A 16,094-nucleotide genomic window follows, 5' to 3' on the forward strand; every position below is an offset into this window, starting at 1 on the left:
CTGCACTGATCTCGGCCTTGCTTTTAAGTAAGGAAGAGGTAAAAACAAAACAAGATCCTATGATTATTGTAGGCGACCGGGGTACAGACGCATAAGAAAAGCCGGGGCGATAATATCGCTTCGGCTCTTTTCTTTGCTATCGGATCAGAACTCCAATTCTACCAAGCTGTTCTGCTTTTTCCATCCGTGTAAAAGCGTGTTACTTTAAGAAAAACTTGCATCAATTTTGAGCTTTATTTTACGCATAACTTTTAAGAATCCAGCAACCTTTTAAACTAGGATTTCTGGGTTCTTAATATTATGTGCAAGATTTATGCCAGCTACCGATAACCTCGTGATATGTAAACCAAAGATCATTATTAACTGCAGAATATTAGATTGCTTGCGAGTTAGCTAGCTCTTTATTACAGTCATTAGTTGAGGCAATAGAAATTATTGATTTTGAGCTATCTCAATAATTTATGATACGACCGATTCAATATCATCAGCGTTTTTTATTACAAACAAATAGTCTGCTTCATTTTTTGAGGGAGCCACCAAAGCGTCTTTACGAGTTTCATTTTGCTGAGTAAGCACTTCCTGAAAAGAAGAAGCCGTTCTTAGTATGGTTGTACTTCTTTGGCTTTTCCTGATTCTTTCCTCAAGAATATGATTCGGAATATCAAATTTCACAAGAATAGTAACGAATTCCTTTTCATGATAATAATCCAGTAGTTTCATTCGACCTTTGTGATTCCGATTTGAATTACATAGAATCACATGACAATTCGTTTCATTCACTGCATAATCGACAATGGTTTGAGTAAGTGCATACTTAATCGTATTCGGTCCCTCCTGAGGGACTAATACCGGATAATAAGTCTGCAGGATTTCAGCGTGATTGTCCTGGTCGACTACTATAGAATTAGGCAGCCTTGTTTCTAAATCTTTAGCAAATGTACTTTTTCCGCTATGGGTTTTTCCGACAGTCATAATTAATAGTCTTTTCATAAATGCCACTCCGTTTTTAAAATTTCATTTTTAAAGTCACAGGCACAGTCAAAGAGGGTCTTAAATAAACTCTTATACCTTCTTTTGGAGAGCGTAACAGCCTTCATCATACTAATTTTACCATTATCTATAATAATACTTTTATAAAACTTAAAAATTTCCTGTAGATAAAGCGTTCGTAAAAGTACACTTATACAAATGGAGAAAAGAGACTTTCTAAACGGCCTCTTTTCTCCATTTGTATTCAATCAACTTCTGATAATCCCTCATATTATTAACTAGTTTAATTTTAAGACCAATCTATAAAGACCACTTCCAAGATAGTCCTTCGAAGCTAACTTATTAAAATAACTATGCTGGTTTTCTCTCCAGTTTTGTTTCAATGACAGTGACAATTGGATAAGTTACGATCAAAATTAAAGAGACAATTAGAGATATTTCGAACATATTTTTAAACACTTCTTGAGACCATCCATCTTCACCAATTATCCAATAAGCGATTGTATTGGAAATCCCTAACCCATCGTTTGCCTCAGGGATTAAACTTTGTGTATAGTTTTGCCCCAGGCTAGCTGCACCCAAAATAGATAGTGCAATTGCAATCCCCACCCCTTTTGTAAAAGGGTTTATGATCTTAAGATTCCTGAACACTAAAATAGAGCTGACTATTAACACTAAACAACCAAACAAAAACCCCATACTCCCACCCCGAATCTACTGATTTTTTCCTTCTTTTCAATTATACTTGATAAATTATCAGCTTAAAATACTGATATATATATTTCTATTACAGGAAAAATAAATTAATAATTTTCATGTCGGAATCTTTGCGAATGCAACGATTCTTATAGGCTTGCCCTAAATTAACCGTTCGCAAAAGTACACTTTTGCGAACAGAAGTAAAGAGAAAAACTCTATTTGAGCTTCTTCTCTTTACTTCTGGTTGTATTATTTGTCTCAGTACTTTTGACAATTACTTATATGCTAACCAGTAATCATTAGTCCATTTCTTTAAATTTGAATCAAATAAAAGCTTTTCGGTATGCCAACTAATTTTAGGCTTTAAAAGAAGATATTTCCCATTCATGCATAAAATCATTATTTCTACATTTTCATTGATAATAAGGTTGCACAGGTAAGAGGGTAATTCACAGAATAATATCATTTCAGAGGAATTTGAGAACCTCCAGTTCCCTTCGATGAGTACTGTCTACTATAATACAAATTGAATTTTCATCTTTTTCAAGTCGCTAAATTAGGTTGAAAAGTTATTTTTATTTCATACTATAATTTGTTTTTGATTTCCGTTCATTACTTGAAATCATTTATAACAAATCCCATGATGTTCTAAAGCGGCTAAAGTCAATCTCTCTTGTTCTGATAGATGATTTCAGTATACCGGGGTTTGAAAACAGAAAAAAACCAAAATAGGGTCACTTTTTAAAGTGTTTACCATTTGGGGTTCAGTTCAACTGTATGGTGGGTTTTTTAATAGCAGCAACAAGGCAAAAAACAATAGTTTAATCAGAATACCTATCAGTTTTCCACTAAATCCGTATAGACGACGAGCCGTTCCTCGTAATCGTCGGTTTCATCGTTGAAAGTCCCTGTGCAGGTGATCAAGTTTAAATGAGAGCCGGAACTTGGCCCGAATATCTTTTCCAGCGGCGCTTCTTCCGGCACATAGGCTTTCTTTTCCGTGACGACGAACGTCAGCTTCTCCCCTTCCGTTCCCGTGATATGGATTTTGTCCCCTGGCTCCAGCTTTTTCAAGTTATAAAAGGTTCCCGGGCTCGTCAGTCCATCGACATGACCGGCCATCACCGCATTTCCGCGGCTTCCCGGCTTCGTTCCAAGGGCATACCAGCCAATCTCGTAAATGCTCGCTGGCGCTTCCATCGCTCCATCTTCGGTCAGTCCGACTTCAATCACTTCGGCCCGTTCGCCAATGGCGGGAATCTCAATTACAGCGGGTGTGATGCCACTCAAGTCTGGTTCAGACGGTGCCGATGCAAGTGCTTCAGCAGTCGTTTTCGGAACGTCAACTTTTGTCTCATCCAATTTTTCAGCCACCGGAAGTGTCGGCTGTTGGACATCTTCTTGGGTAACTTCCGTTTGGGCAGGGACAAAATCTTGTTCAGCTTCTGTAGAGATAAGTTCTGTGGAATGCCTGGGGGTATCGCTGAGAGTCGTCAGGAGAAATAAAAAATAAATGAGGAAAAACTTTTTGGCAAATCCATTCATTTGATTCACTCCTTGTTTAGAAAGTAGAAAAAAGAGGGGGATGTTCCCCCTCTCCATCCTTACAGCTATTACTCTGCTTGTTCTTTTCTTCTGGCTACGACAAATCCACCTGCAAGCGCCAAGAATGGAAGTGCCCACAGCATCCAAGCCATATTAGCTGAATCGGCTGTTCCGCCCATACCGGTTTCTGGCATGCCTGGCATATCAGCACTGAATTTCTCCGGCATCTGGTTCACGATACCACCGGATAAGCCCTCAGCTGCACCATACATATGAGCATAAGCGGTGCGGATTTCTTCAAATGCCGCCTCGTAATCTTCTGCTGCATAGAGATCAAGCGCTGTCGTCAGCTGCTCAATATGCATTTGTAGCCCGTTCGCCATTTCTTCAGCTGGCACTTCTCCATCTGTCGCTGTCGCGATGAAAGCTGAGAAGTCTTCTTTGTACATTGAAAGCTCGTCCAAAGCTTCCTGTTTTGCTGCTTCATCACCTGCGGCCGTCGCTTCTGTATAATCGACAAAGTACCCGATATGTTCCGACCACATCTCTTCAAATGCCTGGCCTGCTTCCTCTCCGTAGACAGAAGCAATGGCCGCTGTTAGGTCTTCTGTATTGGTGCTCAATGCCGCGGCCGATGCTTCAAACTCTTCCGATCCGCTCAAGCCGTTCTGCATGACAATTGTCGCCAATCCGGCATGCTCAGATAACAGATGGCCCAAATGAGCACGCAATTCACCGGCAGGTGTGTCCGCTTTCGTATTGTTGAACTCTTCCGGGAATTGGTCCACGATGGCTACGGATAGTCCTTTTGCAACCCCGTGAAGGTGCTCGATCGCTTCTCTTTCGTACATATACGCTTGTTCAAAATCACCGGCTACATAGCTGTCAAAAGCGCCGATTAGTTGGTTTACGTGCATTTGGAGCCCTTCTGCCAATGCGTCTGCATCCAGCCGTTCATCTGTAGCGCCTTCCAGGAAGCTGGAGAAATCTGCTTTGTATTGTGCCAGTTCATCCAGCGCCTCCTGTTTGGCCGCTTCATCTTCTGCTCCAGTGGCTTTCACGTAATCAACAAAGTAACCGATGTGCGCGCTCCACATGTCATGGAAAGCCTGACCTGCTTCTTCTCCGTAAACAGATGTGATGGCCGCCGTCAAATCTTCCGTGTTGGCGCTTAATGCCATGGCAGATGCTTCGAAGTCTGCAGATCCAGCAGCCCCGTTTCTCATGGTTTCAACTGCGAGGAATCCATGTTCACTCAGGTAATGGCTTAAATGGGTACGCAACTCGAGAGCCGCCGTGTCAATGGTCGGATGGGACATTTCCGGTGCTTCGCCCCCATGTCCTGACGCACTGATTGATCCGACACCTACCCCTGTCAGTAATACTGCACTCAACGGGAGTGTAATCGCTGTTTTCTTTGCTGTTTTCCAATTCATTTTCATTAAATAATTCCTCCTTGTTTTGTAAAATTTTACGTGAACCTACTTGTCCTACATCCAGTGACCGAACGACAGACTGCAAGACCGACCTTGTTTTTTATGTAATAGTCTTGTTGAAAAGGACGGAAGCGCTTACATAATTCTGTTTACCCAGCAACTTTTTTGATAAACTTGTTATTTAATTGTTTTTAATTTTAACATTATTGTAAGATATAAGAATAAATCAGGACGGGCAGGAAAAGGGTTCGCCGAATAAAAAACCTTAATACTAAGGTTTCTTATGGAAATCAGCTAAGCCCCCCCATTCTGACCGGGCTCATCTTCTCCTGAATCCGGCTCATGCTACTTTGGACTTCCTCGTACAGTTGCCGGCAGTCCGATCGTCACATTAATCGATGACTTCAAACATACCGTGCATCCCTGCTTCTTCATGTCCCGGAATACTGCAGTAAAATTTAAATCCCCCTGCTTCTTTCGGGATGAATTTAATTTCCACTGTTTGACCCGGTTTTGAGTTCATATGGAGGGCATTCATTTCTTCGTCATGTCCATCGCCTTGTTCTCCGTCGTGGTCTCCCTCAGCGTGAGCCTTGTTCATGCCCAATATATCATCAATGAACGAGACCTCCTCCGGATGGTCGGGCATTTCACTCATGTAGGTGATTTCAACGTCAATGTCCTGTGACGTTAAATCATGGAATAACTCCCCTTCATTTTTCATGACCAATGTATATTCTTCCCCTTTGGTCAAGGTAATGGTAGGCGGTGTATAACCCATCTCAAACGCCCTGATATCAATTACATGATCATCTGTCACTTCTTCCGAGTCTGCCTTTTCGCTTTTTTCTGAAGCTGCTTGTTCACTTTCTTCCACAGCTACTTGTTCGCTTTCTGATCCAGCGTTTGCTTCTTCGGACTCGAATACGTCCCCACTTCCACATCCTGCTAATAAGCCGAATGTTACAAACGAACTGGCAATCAAGTACCGTCCTTTTCCTTTTACAGTCACCTTCATTTTCATTCACTCTCCCGGCCCTTGCATTCCGTTCTCTAAGCTTATCCTTATCAAGGAATAGTAACCAGTACAGCTGAAAAACGGTTCACCCTACTTATCCATCCATGTCTTTAATATCTTACAAATCAACGTTTTGAACGTAACATATTTTGCGAAGAGCAAATGAAATCATTGAAATCCTCAAACCCTTTCCTATTAACATCCTCCTTATTCCTCCTTGTTGTTTTGTTTCTGCGATTTTTCTGCCTGATCCTTTTACAATTACTAAACGTTTGAAAAACTTTTTTAGATTACTTTTTTGTCGTATTTTTCCGGGAACTGCCGGAAAATTGCAAAACTAAACAGTTTAACCGCCGTGAACACATGACCGATCTGCGCTTGAAGACCTTCAATAAGTGATGAACCTTTCAGTCTGTTCTCCGTATAGCCACTCATAAATTGAGAGAAGTCTTCACGGTATTAATCCCCTTTCACTTAAAATTGCTTCTTATTCCACCGTATATTTATTGACTGTTCCTTCTGCATATTGCATGAAATATCTGCTGTATTCTTATACAACTCCTCATACAAATCAGAAATGAGCTTGTTCAAGTCGTTCTTTACTAACATTAGATCGTTCGTAAAAGTACACTTTCGAATAGAAGGGAAGAGAAAAAACTCTATTTGAGCTTCTTCTCTTCCCTTCTGGTTGTATTGTTTATCTCAGTGCTTTTAACAATTACTCATCTGCAAACCAGTAATCATTAGACAATTTCTTTAATTTTGAATCAAATAAAAACTTTTCAGTATGCCATCTAATTTCAGGCTTAAAAAAGATATTTTCTATTTAATAAACATTTTTTCTGCGTCTTCATTGATAATAAGGTTGCACAGGTAAAAGGGTAATTCACAAAATAATATAGGTTAGGGGAATTTCAGAACCTCCAGTTCCTCCAGTTCCCTTCAATGAGCACTATCTAATATCATATAGAAAGAATTTTTATCTTTCTCAAGTCGCTAAAACAGGTTAAAAGGTTATTGTTATTTCATACTATCGTTTGTTTTAAATTCCATTTCATTACTTGAAATCATTCAAAACAAACTCTTTAGTGTTTTAAAGCGACTATATTTATCGGACCAATTCTTCTCGATATTTTATATAAGAATTTTTGATGTTGGGATTTTCCTCCAGAAATTGAACCAAGCTACCTAAACAAAACGCGGTTTCTTTTCCGATATGATGTTCTATTCCCTCAATTTCCTGGTAAATATTTATAGAAGGAATTTCAAGAATGTGGAATAGCTTTTCTAACGTACGATGTTTATTCGCTATATCTTTCGCTATGCTTCTTCCTTTTGTCGTCAATGTGAAACCCCGATATCTTTCATAAGAAACCAACCCATTTTTATCAAGTTTTCTCATCATTTTGGATACAGAAGAAGGCAAGACATCCAAGGACGAAGCTACATCGGTTGCACGTGCATAACCCTTTTCTTCAATTAATAAATAAATCTTTTCCAAGTAATCTTCCATATTGATGGTGGGCAATATGCTCCCCTCCTTCTGATGTTCATATTTGTTACGGATTGTGCTTCTGTTAAGACCAAAAGAGCCAATGCACTCTAAACTTGTTATCTTCAAATACAGCTTCAAAAAGACAAACTACTTAAAACTTCTCTCAACAATTAGTTAGTTAATCCTTCTAAAATCGTTTCAATGTTCCACTCCATCATTTTCAGATAAGTGTCTCCGTCTTCTCCCGGCTTTCCGATGGAATCGGTAAATACTTTTCCTTTAATCTCAATACCGGTTTCTCGGGATACCATTTCCATACTGCGAGGATCGATACTTGTTTCTAAAAATAACCCTTGAATATCCTGTTCTTCGATAATCTCTAGAATGCGGGTAATCTGTTTTGGCGTACCTTGGTTTTCCTGGTTAATTTCCCAAATATATTCCGCTGTAAAATCATACGCTTGGCTAAAATATTTGAATGCGCCCTCACTTGTTACAAAAATACGGTCCTCTTTCGGAATTTCACTATATCGCTCGATAGCTTTTTGGTGAAGTGCTTCTAATTCTTTGATATAGCTTTCTGCATTTTTTTCGTATTCTTCTGCATGATCTGGATCAATTTCAATCAGCGCATCTCTTGCGTTTTCTGCATACTTAATCCCATTACGAATATCTAACCATGCATGGGGATCTTCTTCCCCTTCTTTCCCTTCAGTTGTTAGAAACATCGGCTCGACACCTTTGCTTAACCGGAAGACGGGCGCTTCAGCCCCGGCTTTGCCAGTCGTGCCCATCAATTTTTCAAACCAGGAATTACCTGCTTCAAGGTTTAAGCCATTATAGAAGACGGCATCGGCGTCTGTCGTTTTTTGTACGTCCACTGGAAGGGGTTCGTATTCATGGGGATTGGAACCTACTGGAGCCAAACTGTGAATCTCTATTCGATCTCCGCCTACATTTTTCACGATGTCATAAATAATGGAGTAAGTGGTAACTACCAGCAGTTTATCTTCGTTTGCATCTGCCGTTTTATTTTGATTCTGACTACTCGCACATCCTGTTAAACCAATCAGTAAAAACAAGCTAATAAATAAGAAAATTCTTTTCTTTGTCATGCGTATTCTCCTCTTCTTCGGATATTTTATTATTGTAAAGCAAGTCGATTTTTCTTATCATTTAATTTTTTCCATAAAATTCCTTGTTTTGGGGAAAAAAGAAAAGCCACAAAAAACAAAGCTGTCGCCGAAAGGACGATCGTGGCCCCTGAGGCCAAATTATAAGTAAAACTGAAATACAGACCGATCACCGAAGCGCTTGCTCCGATTGCGGCAGAAAGAAAAATCATCACCGACAAACGATCGGTCAGCAAATAGGCTGTTGCAGCCGGGGTAATCAGCATGGCGACTACCAGCACGATACCGACCGTCTGCAAGGAAGCTACTGTAACCATAGTCAAAAGTGTCATCAAAAAATAATGGATCAGCCTTACCGGTAGGCCGTATACCTCCGCCATGGTCGGATCGAAAGAAGTGACAAGAAGTTCTTTGTAAAATACATAAACAGAAATTAATACAATTAGTCCGATAATCAGTGTAATCCACACATCCGAAGGCCGGACCGCCAAGACGTTACCAAACAAAATATGATACAAATCCGTGCTGCTTTCGAGCACGGTTATGAGAATAACGCCTAAAGCAAAGGCAGCGGTGAACATAATGCCGATGGATGTATCCTGTTTAATACGGCTATTTTGGCTTACAAAGCCTATTCCTATTGCTGTTACTACACCTGTAAAAACGGCACCGAAGAAAAAATTGATTCCCAGTGCATAGGATATGGCCACCCCTGGCAATACTGCGTGTGAGATAGCATCACCCATAAGAGCCATTCCTCTTAAAATAATGAAACAGCCGATAACTCCGCAAACAATACCCACTATAATTGAAGTTAAAAGCGCCTTTTGCAGAAAATCATATTGAATAAGTCCTTCAATAAAGGCCATATTAGTTCACCCCTGCTTCGCGTAAAAAAGATAATTCTCTTTCATAGGCTTTCAACATAATCTCCGGACGCATGACTTCACTAGGCTTCCCGGCATGAATCACGTGTTTGTTCAGTAAAAGCAGTTCATCGAAATACTCAGTTGCTTTGCTTAAATCATGATGAACAACCACCACTGTTTTCCCTTGATTACGCAAATCTTTCAAGAGGTCAACAATCGTTTCTTCGCTGGCTATGTCAATACCAACAAATGGTTCATCCAAAAAGAAAAGAGCGGCATTTTGCGCAAGTGCCCTAGCGAGAAAGACACGCTGCTGTTGTCCTCCCGACAGTTCGCCTATCTGTCGATTATAAAAATGTTCCATTCCCACCTTTTCCAAACACTCGTAGGCTAAGTCCCTTTCTTTTTTCTTCGGGCGCTTAAAGATTCCTATCTTGGGATATGTGCCCATCAAGACGGTGTCTAGAACATGGATAGGGAAATCCCAATCAAACTCGCTTCGTTGTGGTACATATGCGATTCTTTTACGGTTTTCTTCTAATGTTTTTCCAAATATCTCTATACTTCCTTTATCGATTGATACCAATTTCAACAATGCTTTTAATAAAGTCGATTTTCCAGCACCGTTTGGTCCGATAATCCCTAAGACGTTTCCTGATTCAACTGTTAAATTAATTCCACTGATGGCTGATTTACCGTGATAAGAAACATGAACATCATTTAATACAAGCGCAGAAACCATATGATTCCCTCCTAACATTATTTTTCGTAAGTAAAATTATTTTTCCCTAAGGAAACTTTTTCTTAGTTTATACTTTTTACTGAGTATTGTAAATAGTAATGAATTTAAAAATGATAAATTTTTAAAAACAAATTAACTCTCTCTTAAGTAAAAGCTTTAGGATTGATGATATATCGAAAAAACGCTTGTACAAAAAGAAAGGAAGAAAAGAAGCTCTAATTGAGCATCTTCTCTTCCTTTCTTTTTGTAGGGGTAGGTTTTCTTCCTTCCGATAACCTCATGATATGTAAATTAACGAAGCTTTGAAGTAAGTTTCTAGATAATTACCTTCAAAACCTTACTTTAAAATTTATAAACAGTACTCTAAAACCTATAATTTAAGAGTCATAAAGATGTTAAAGTCGCTTCTTTTATAACTAGCGAACGGCTCACAGTATTCAAATCCGAATTTTTTATATAAGTTAATTGCTGGTCCGAAAATTTCCGTCGGTCCAGTTTCTAAGCTTATTCTATTATACCCACGTGACGTTGCTTCCTTAATTATATGATCAACCATTTTGGCGGCTACGCCTTTTTTTAGATGAACTGGCGAAGTTTTTAAGGATTTTAGCTCACCATGTTGAGGATCGATTTCGTGAAGAGCCCCGAATCCTAAAAGTTCATGATTTTCCCAGGCACTCCAAAAAGTGATATCCGGTTTCTTTAACCCTTCAAGATCAAGTGCATATTTACTTTCAGGAGGACTCTGCTGACTCATACTATTTATATGTTCCCCAAGCAATTGTTTGACCGCAGAATTTGTCAGATTGTCTACTTTAATTTCCATTTATATCCCTTCTTTCATTTTCTATGGATTATATTATACTCTTCCATGAACCTCGTTAAATAAAATTATTAAAAAGCTTGTCATTAAAAGTATATTCTTTCGTAGAAGTACACTTCTGCGAACAAAAAAGAAGAAACTCAGTGTTAAGTTCCTTTCTTATAATCCTTCATATATACTCAATCAAAAAGCTTAAATTAAATAGTGCTTAACTTCTCCCATTCTTCTCTCAACATGCCCATTTTGATGGCATCAAAATACTGTCCTTCTACCGTTCGGGCATTTCTAATACATGCCTCCACCGTCATCCCTATTCTTTCAGCCACTATCATCATTCGTTCGTTTCCAGACCAGGTCGACATCCCAAGCCTATGCAAGTCGGTCGATTCAAAAAGGAAATCAATCCATAGCTTGTAGGCTTCAGTGCCATATCCGCCATTCCAATAATCTTTATCGTAAATCACAATTCCGGTCTCGAGCCAGTTCGTATTCTTATCTATCCAGTAAGCTCCCACATAGCCAACCACTTTTCCCTCAGCTCTTATCACGAGGGAAGCTGGAACTCCTGTTGCAATCTCCTCTTCATTCAACCAATGATTACGGTGTTCTTCCTTGGTCATTCGCTTTTCCGGTATGTAAGGTCCATTCCATTTTTTCGCTTCTTGTTCCTTTTCTTCAAATCTCCAAAAATACAGTTCATCCGTGTTTTCTTCCGTATTTTCTATTAACTCAATTTTTGTTCCAACTATTTCTCTCATGGTGATGGCTCAGCCTCTCTTCCTGTAATCATAAATCTTTTTCATTAACCCATTCGAATAAAATTGCACTGTTTGCTTTCTATTAGAAATTATTATTTTCGTTTTGTTAAAGCTCTATCGCTTATTAAGGCAACTACTTATTTTGCAAGTTGATAGAGTCGGTTAAACTTCTTTAACGCTGTATCCCAGTTAATTTGATGATTATGATTTACCGCATACAGCAGCTCATGGAAAACGGGCTGTAATCCATAGAAGGTTTTAACTCGATTCAGTAAGGCTTCTTTGTTTTCGGTACTGCGGTACCACCTCAAGACATCTTTTGTAAACTCAAGCCCAAAATCCCAGTACAGTCCTGCAAAATCGAAGGCCGGATCCCCTAGTTGGGCATCTGTGAAATCAATTATTCCATTAATGCATTCTTTTTCATGATTATAAATGATATTTGCGGCGGTTAAGTCTCCGTGTATGATCGTCTTTTTATTTGTCAATGCAGGCAGTCTTTCAAGAAATTCTGAGAACAGTTCACTAATTTTATGTTGTTGGCCAGAAGCTAAAAATGGAAAAACATCCCTTTCGACCATTGCGTATAAGTTTTCCCAGTATTTCAAAGAGTGAGTCGTTCCTACATTCGAATGATGAAGCTTTGATAACTCTATACTATGTAACTTAGTTAAAAAATCACCAATTCCTTTGGCGTTAAACGGGTTATCACGAAGCTTACTAACTGGAAATTCACTCAAAGAGCTGCCTTTCATGAAATCATATTTAACCCCTTTCAAGGCATTATTTCTGTACAAATACTCATAAGAAGGAAGAAACAATAAAGGCTTTTGGGTTTTTAGTATTTCTAATATTTTTCCTTCATCTTCGATTTTAGACAAGAGTTCATCTGATTTAGGGAACCTGAAGACGATTTCTTCATTTACAATTAAAATGTCATTATCCCAACCGATGCTGTTTGTTTGCACTTTATTTAGTGGTAAATCAGGGAACTTATTTTCTACAAAAACTAACATTTCGTCTTTGGTCATAAGCGTCTCCCTCCATATTTAAGCCCCCTTCTGATAATGCACGACATGTAAACTCTAGCCACTGTTTACTTAATTAGTTGGTCAATAAATGGAGTTATGTAACTTTGGTATTCTTCCGTCAATCCAGCAGGCAGTGAATCCAACTTAAAGAACTGCATTTCAACGGATTCAGTTTCATCTACTTGGATCTCGCCTGTTACATCATCAGATAGAAAAACAGCCGTTACAGAATACAATTCATCCCCGTTCGCAACTCTAAAGAAGTAGTCCGGCCCTGAAAACACGCCTAACTGTTTCAATTCGCCAATGTCTAGTCCGGTTTCTTCTTTTACTTCTCTTCTTGCCGTGTCTTCCAAGCTTTCTCCTAACTCCATTAACCCGCCTGGCAAACCCCACCCACCATCGTTTCGATGCTGCAGAAGCAGTTCATTCTTTTGATTGACGATTAAGACAACCGAACCCGCCAGTATCAGAGGTCTATGGCCCACCAAAGCCCTTAGTTCTTTTACATACTCCATGAAGCTTTCCTCCCTTTCGTTTTTTAATTTCTACCTCTAAAACCTGTAGGGTTTGATGCCGACTTTACTGGCTGTCTTTTTAAATGCTATCAAATTACGCTGACAGCTTATCGTTATGAATACATTCGAAGGATGATTTCTTTCCTCGGTACTGAACTATTGGTTAAGTCATGAACATATTTCTCTAAATCATAAGGGACATTAATTTGAGAAATGTGATAGCCGTTTGTATCAACCTCAATGATTCCATAACGAGCAAATGCTTTACTGGAATACCCGAGAGAGCCTGTATTATAGAAAGTTGTATTGTTACAGGTAAATAGATGATGGCTATGATCATGCCCAAAGCAAACCAACTCAGTGTTTTCCAACCCTTGAAGGTGAGTGAAATTTTCTACTGAAGGCACACCCAGTTGGTCAAATGGATCTTTGTTGATAGGGTCGTTAGATGAAGACGGATTCATCGGATAATGAATGAATTGTATACTATGTTCATCAAAGGTTTTATTTAGTTGACGAGGTAATTTTGATATTTTCTCTATAAATTCGTCCTTTAGTCTACTCGCAATCCACTCATGATGCGGTTTCACGTTGACTCTGCTTTTAGGGTAAGGTTCGTTAGTAAGAACAGCTAAAATGGATTCCTCGTGGTTTCCTGTAATCATTTGCATATTATCTGTTGCAAATAATGCTTCCAGAACTTCATTCGAAAAAGGGCCTATTCCAATCATGTCGCCAAGGCAGTATACAGAATCGATCGCTTTCTCTTTCATATCCTCTAAAACAGCTTCAAGTGCATAGATGTTCCCGTGTATATCCGAGACTATCGCAATTCTAGTCATTTAAGCCTCCAAACTAATACTTTTTTTTTAAGGATTTTTTTTACTCATCATTTTAAAAGTTACAATAACTCTCTAATATGTATAGCCATCTTCCACACTTAGCGCTTCAAGAGAATGTAACTGAATTATGCTGAAAGGACATCACACAAAATTCTTTTTGAAATAAGTCGCGGATTCGCTATACCCGATTGCTTTATAGAATTGGTCGGCTCTTCTCGTGGCTAAAGCGATTAATTTTGCTCCTCGGGCTTTCGACTGTTTCTCTGCTTCTTCCATCAAGTGCTTTCCAATAGATTGTCCTCTATATTCTTCCAATACGAACAACTCTTCTACCCAACTGATGATGCCATTCGCATAAAATGCGGGGTGATGCAAGACAAAAACATATCCGATCAGTTGTTGATCCTTTTCCGCAACCAACATGTCTGCATTTGGATCCTCAACTATAGATTTGAAAACTGAGGAAAAGTCCGCTTCGTTCACTTCAAAGCTGGTGGCTAAGCTCTTTGCTAACGGGTATACCTCTTGTCTGTCGCTCTCAACGGCTTTTCGATAGATGATGTGAGTGGTCATGTAAATCCCCTTTTCCTGCTTTCCAAATTTTTGATACCAATTAATTTAAACCTTTTACGAATCTACCACTCATTCATAACCGCTTAATTTGTTGTACCATTTGGGCTGCAACCGATTGAAGTAATCATGATCATCCAAAAATACTTCGATTTTCTGCAGCATATCATCCATTTCTTCCGGAATGGTATTCAAGGTCCAAATGACGGATGAAAACACACACATGGCCATATAAAGCGAATACAGCTGCCAAAATTCTTCGCCGGGTTCTTCGCCTTGAAAATATCCCTTTATTTGCCCTCTTGAGAATGGAACGCTGATTCCTCTGCTAAAGCCGATCTTCAGGAACTCATGAATGGGATCTCCCCAATCGTATCTGTCAAAATCAATAACGCCCGCCAGCTTTTTATTCTTCACAATGAGGTTTCCAAGATGAAAGTCATCATGCTGAAACAGGTTCGGCCGCTGTTCCATCAGGTGAATGTTCTCATCGATAAAGTCCATGATTTGTTTATCGTTATTCACCTTTATCCCACAGGATGAATAGGCATCCAAGTACTTCTGATATTTCTCTATTTTTCTAAAATGCCAAGGAGTGATCGTTTCAGGTGCCGCATATTGATGCATTTTCTTCAGTTCTTTCCCCGCTGCTATCCCCAGGTCATATTGTTCTTGTTCACTATAAGCGGAGATTTCCTCTCCTGCATCATTACCTTCTATATAAGACGTGATCATATATCCCTTTTCTAGCGTCTTTCCAATCGCTAGTGGTTTTAAACTGGCAACACCATAGTCTTGCATCTTTTTCAGAAGCGCGTATTCAATTTTTTTGGCTTCCAGCTGTTCTGGCTTGAAAATTCGCAGAAACAACTTATCATGACCGTCCGGCATATGGACAAGGTATTTTTCATCGGAGGAAAACCCCTTGTGTATCGGCACGACTTTATGGCATTCCCTTATATGAGGAATTTGTTCAGCTAGAGTTACAGGCATTTTCTCACCCCTATTTCTTTATCATCTTCCTGACTTAGTTAGCTTGTCTCAATTACCGTTTTAAAAGAATCGGACTTGGTTCAACTTATTTTATAACGAAGTCTGCTAATTTCTCACAAAATAGTTGGTACCTCTCCCATACCGGAGGAACGATTTGACCGGCATTGTTCATTTCTATTAACTCTGTCGACGTAACCAACCTAGCAGCGTTCACCTCTCCTGCCTGCAGTGTTAACTCGTGAATGTTGATATGTTCAGAGCTGACCCAAAGATAGCAGTCTAAAAAAGAATTCTCCCGCTTTATTTCGCCCAAATACTGAAGATCTTCAGACTTCACAAGCAAACCAGTTTCCTCCGCGAGTTCCCGAGTGGCCCCTTCCATACTCTTTTCTCCTCCATGAACCGCACCGCCTGTGCTTTCCCAAAGCAATGGATAGGACTTGAACGGAGAACGTTGAGTCAAAAGGATCCTCCCGTCTTTATTAATCGTGAAAACTTCCACAGAGACATGATATTCACCAGGCATTAATTCTTTTCCTTTAACATGCAGTTTCCCTATCGGGTTTCTATATTCGTCGACTAAATCCCATATTTCCATTCCAATTGCTCCATTCCACAGTCTCATTGGTTAT

The 16,094-nt window shown here is 39.4% G+C and carries 18 protein-coding genes; all 18 read right to left on the minus strand.

The features are described 5' to 3' along the window. Nucleotides 1-459: 459 nt before the first annotated feature. Nucleotides 460-990, minus strand: a complete 531-nt coding sequence (locus DP120_RS04640; protein ID WP_112222352.1) for an AAA family ATPase — start codon at nt 988-990, stop codon at nt 460-462. A gap of 351 nt (nt 991-1,341) precedes the next feature. Beyond that, nucleotides 1,342-1,689 (minus strand): hypothetical protein, encoded by a 348-nt coding sequence (locus DP120_RS04650; protein ID WP_233785897.1) that lies wholly within the window; start codon nt 1,687-1,689, stop codon nt 1,342-1,344. An 837-nt stretch (nt 1,690-2,526) separates the two neighbouring features. Beyond that, nucleotides 2,527-3,234 carry a class F sortase gene (locus DP120_RS04655; protein ID WP_112222356.1) on the minus strand — a complete coding sequence of 236 codons (708 nt, stop codon included), beginning with the start codon at nt 3,232-3,234 and terminating at the stop codon, nt 2,527-2,529. Between the two features lie 68 nt (nt 3,235-3,302). Further along, the gene (locus DP120_RS04660) at nt 3,303-4,676 is read right to left on the minus strand and encodes a copper amine oxidase (protein WP_338046814.1); all 1,374 of its coding nucleotides are present in this window, start codon (nt 4,674-4,676) and stop codon (nt 3,303-3,305) included. Nucleotides 4,677-5,061: 385 nt separating this feature from the next. Then, nucleotides 5,062-5,694, minus strand: a complete 633-nt coding sequence (locus tag DP120_RS04665; RefSeq protein WP_112222358.1) for a plastocyanin/azurin family copper-binding protein — start codon at nt 5,692-5,694, stop codon at nt 5,062-5,064. A gap of 279 nt (nt 5,695-5,973) precedes the next feature. Further along, complete coding sequence (locus DP120_RS18375; protein WP_165843723.1) at nt 5,974-6,123, minus strand: hypothetical protein; 150 nt, start codon at nt 6,121-6,123, stop codon at nt 5,974-5,976. 673 nt (nt 6,124-6,796) lie between these two features. Beyond that, nucleotides 6,797-7,216 (minus strand): transcriptional regulator MntR, encoded by a 420-nt coding sequence (mntR, locus tag DP120_RS04670; RefSeq protein WP_112222359.1) that lies wholly within the window; start codon nt 7,214-7,216, stop codon nt 6,797-6,799. A 137-nt stretch (nt 7,217-7,353) separates the two neighbouring features. Beyond that, the gene (locus DP120_RS04675; RefSeq protein WP_112222360.1) at nt 7,354-8,298 is read right to left on the minus strand and encodes a metal ABC transporter substrate-binding protein; all 945 of its coding nucleotides are present in this window, start codon (nt 8,296-8,298) and stop codon (nt 7,354-7,356) included. 29 nt (nt 8,299-8,327) lie between these two features. Beyond that, entirely contained in the window at nt 8,328-9,185 is an 858-nt protein-coding gene (locus DP120_RS04680; RefSeq protein ID WP_112222361.1) for a metal ABC transporter permease, read from the minus strand. Nucleotide 9,186: 1 nt separating this feature from the next. Continuing rightward, entirely contained in the window at nt 9,187-9,927 is a 741-nt protein-coding gene (locus DP120_RS04685) for a metal ABC transporter ATP-binding protein (protein ID WP_112222363.1), read from the minus strand. A 370-nt stretch (nt 9,928-10,297) separates the two neighbouring features. Beyond that, a complete protein-coding gene (locus tag DP120_RS04690; protein ID WP_112222365.1) occupies nt 10,298-10,753 on the minus strand; it encodes a GNAT family N-acetyltransferase in 456 nt (151 codons plus the stop codon). A 194-nt stretch (nt 10,754-10,947) separates the two neighbouring features. Continuing rightward, nucleotides 10,948-11,508: a GNAT family N-acetyltransferase gene (locus DP120_RS04695; RefSeq protein WP_112222367.1), complete on the minus strand. Its 561-nt coding sequence runs from the start codon at nt 11,506-11,508 to the stop codon at nt 10,948-10,950. Between the two features lie 137 nt (nt 11,509-11,645). Beyond that, nucleotides 11,646-12,539, minus strand: a complete 894-nt coding sequence (locus DP120_RS04700) for an aminoglycoside phosphotransferase family protein (RefSeq protein WP_112222368.1) — start codon at nt 12,537-12,539, stop codon at nt 11,646-11,648. 65 nt (nt 12,540-12,604) lie between these two features. After that, complete coding sequence (locus tag DP120_RS04705; RefSeq protein ID WP_112222370.1) at nt 12,605-13,057, minus strand: NUDIX hydrolase; 453 nt, start codon at nt 13,055-13,057, stop codon at nt 12,605-12,607. Between the two features lie 113 nt (nt 13,058-13,170). Continuing rightward, the gene (locus DP120_RS04710) at nt 13,171-13,899 is read right to left on the minus strand and encodes a metallophosphoesterase family protein (protein ID WP_112222371.1); all 729 of its coding nucleotides are present in this window, start codon (nt 13,897-13,899) and stop codon (nt 13,171-13,173) included. 141 nt (nt 13,900-14,040) lie between these two features. Then, nucleotides 14,041-14,472, minus strand: coding sequence for a GNAT family N-acetyltransferase (locus DP120_RS04715; RefSeq protein ID WP_112222372.1), 432 nt, complete (start codon nt 14,470-14,472; stop codon nt 14,041-14,043). A gap of 69 nt (nt 14,473-14,541) precedes the next feature. Next, nucleotides 14,542-15,462, minus strand: coding sequence for an aminoglycoside phosphotransferase family protein (locus DP120_RS04720; protein WP_112222373.1), 921 nt, complete (start codon nt 15,460-15,462; stop codon nt 14,542-14,544). Between the two features lie 85 nt (nt 15,463-15,547). Continuing rightward, nucleotides 15,548-16,060, minus strand: a complete 513-nt coding sequence (locus DP120_RS04725) for an NUDIX hydrolase (RefSeq protein ID WP_165843724.1) — start codon at nt 16,058-16,060, stop codon at nt 15,548-15,550. Nucleotides 16,061-16,094: the final 34 nt, after the last annotated feature.

Origin of the sequence: Planococcus halotolerans (assembly GCF_003289955.1) — a bacterium.
GTDB classification, from domain to species: domain Bacteria; phylum Bacillota; class Bacilli; order Bacillales_A; family Planococcaceae; genus Planococcus; species Planococcus halotolerans.

What these genes read in the sequence shown, in the direction of transcription:
- DP120_RS04640 (WP_112222352.1), bottom strand. Translation starts at nt 990, where the DNA reads ATGAAAAGACTATTAATTATGACTGTCGGAAAAACCCATAGCGGAAAA.
- DP120_RS04650 (WP_233785897.1), bottom strand. Translation starts at nt 1,689, where the DNA reads ATGGGGTTTTTGTTTGGTTGTTTAGTGTTAATAGTCAGCTCTATTTTA.
- DP120_RS04655 (WP_112222356.1), bottom strand. Translation starts at nt 3,234, where the DNA reads ATGAATGGATTTGCCAAAAAGTTTTTCCTCATTTATTTTTTATTTCTC.
- DP120_RS04660 (WP_338046814.1), bottom strand. Translation starts at nt 4,676, where the DNA reads ATGAAAATGAATTGGAAAACAGCAAAGAAAACAGCGATTACACTCCCG.
- DP120_RS04665 (WP_112222358.1), bottom strand. Translation starts at nt 5,694, where the DNA reads ATGAAAATGAAGGTGACTGTAAAAGGAAAAGGACGGTACTTGATTGCC.
- DP120_RS18375 (WP_165843723.1), bottom strand. Translation starts at nt 6,123, where the DNA reads ATGAGTGGCTATACGGAGAACAGACTGAAAGGTTCATCACTTATTGAA.
- DP120_RS04675 (WP_112222360.1), bottom strand. Translation starts at nt 8,298, where the DNA reads ATGACAAAGAAAAGAATTTTCTTATTTATTAGCTTGTTTTTACTGATT.
- DP120_RS04680 (WP_112222361.1), bottom strand. Translation starts at nt 9,185, where the DNA reads ATGGCCTTTATTGAAGGACTTATTCAATATGATTTTCTGCAAAAGGCG.
- DP120_RS04685 (WP_112222363.1), bottom strand. Translation starts at nt 9,927, where the DNA reads ATGGTTTCTGCGCTTGTATTAAATGATGTTCATGTTTCTTATCACGGT.
- DP120_RS04690 (WP_112222365.1), bottom strand. Translation starts at nt 10,753, where the DNA reads ATGGAAATTAAAGTAGACAATCTGACAAATTCTGCGGTCAAACAATTG.
- DP120_RS04695 (WP_112222367.1), bottom strand. Translation starts at nt 11,508, where the DNA reads ATGAGAGAAATAGTTGGAACAAAAATTGAGTTAATAGAAAATACGGAA.
- DP120_RS04700 (WP_112222368.1), bottom strand. Translation starts at nt 12,539, where the DNA reads ATGACCAAAGACGAAATGTTAGTTTTTGTAGAAAATAAGTTCCCTGAT.
- DP120_RS04705 (WP_112222370.1), bottom strand. Translation starts at nt 13,057, where the DNA reads ATGGAGTATGTAAAAGAACTAAGGGCTTTGGTGGGCCATAGACCTCTG.
- DP120_RS04710 (WP_112222371.1), bottom strand. Translation starts at nt 13,899, where the DNA reads ATGACTAGAATTGCGATAGTCTCGGATATACACGGGAACATCTATGCA.
- DP120_RS04715 (WP_112222372.1), bottom strand. Translation starts at nt 14,472, where the DNA reads ATGACCACTCACATCATCTATCGAAAAGCCGTTGAGAGCGACAGACAA.
- DP120_RS04720 (WP_112222373.1), bottom strand. Translation starts at nt 15,462, where the DNA reads ATGCCTGTAACTCTAGCTGAACAAATTCCTCATATAAGGGAATGCCAT.
- DP120_RS04725 (WP_165843724.1), bottom strand. Translation starts at nt 16,060, where the DNA reads ATGGAAATATGGGATTTAGTCGACGAATATAGAAACCCGATAGGGAAA.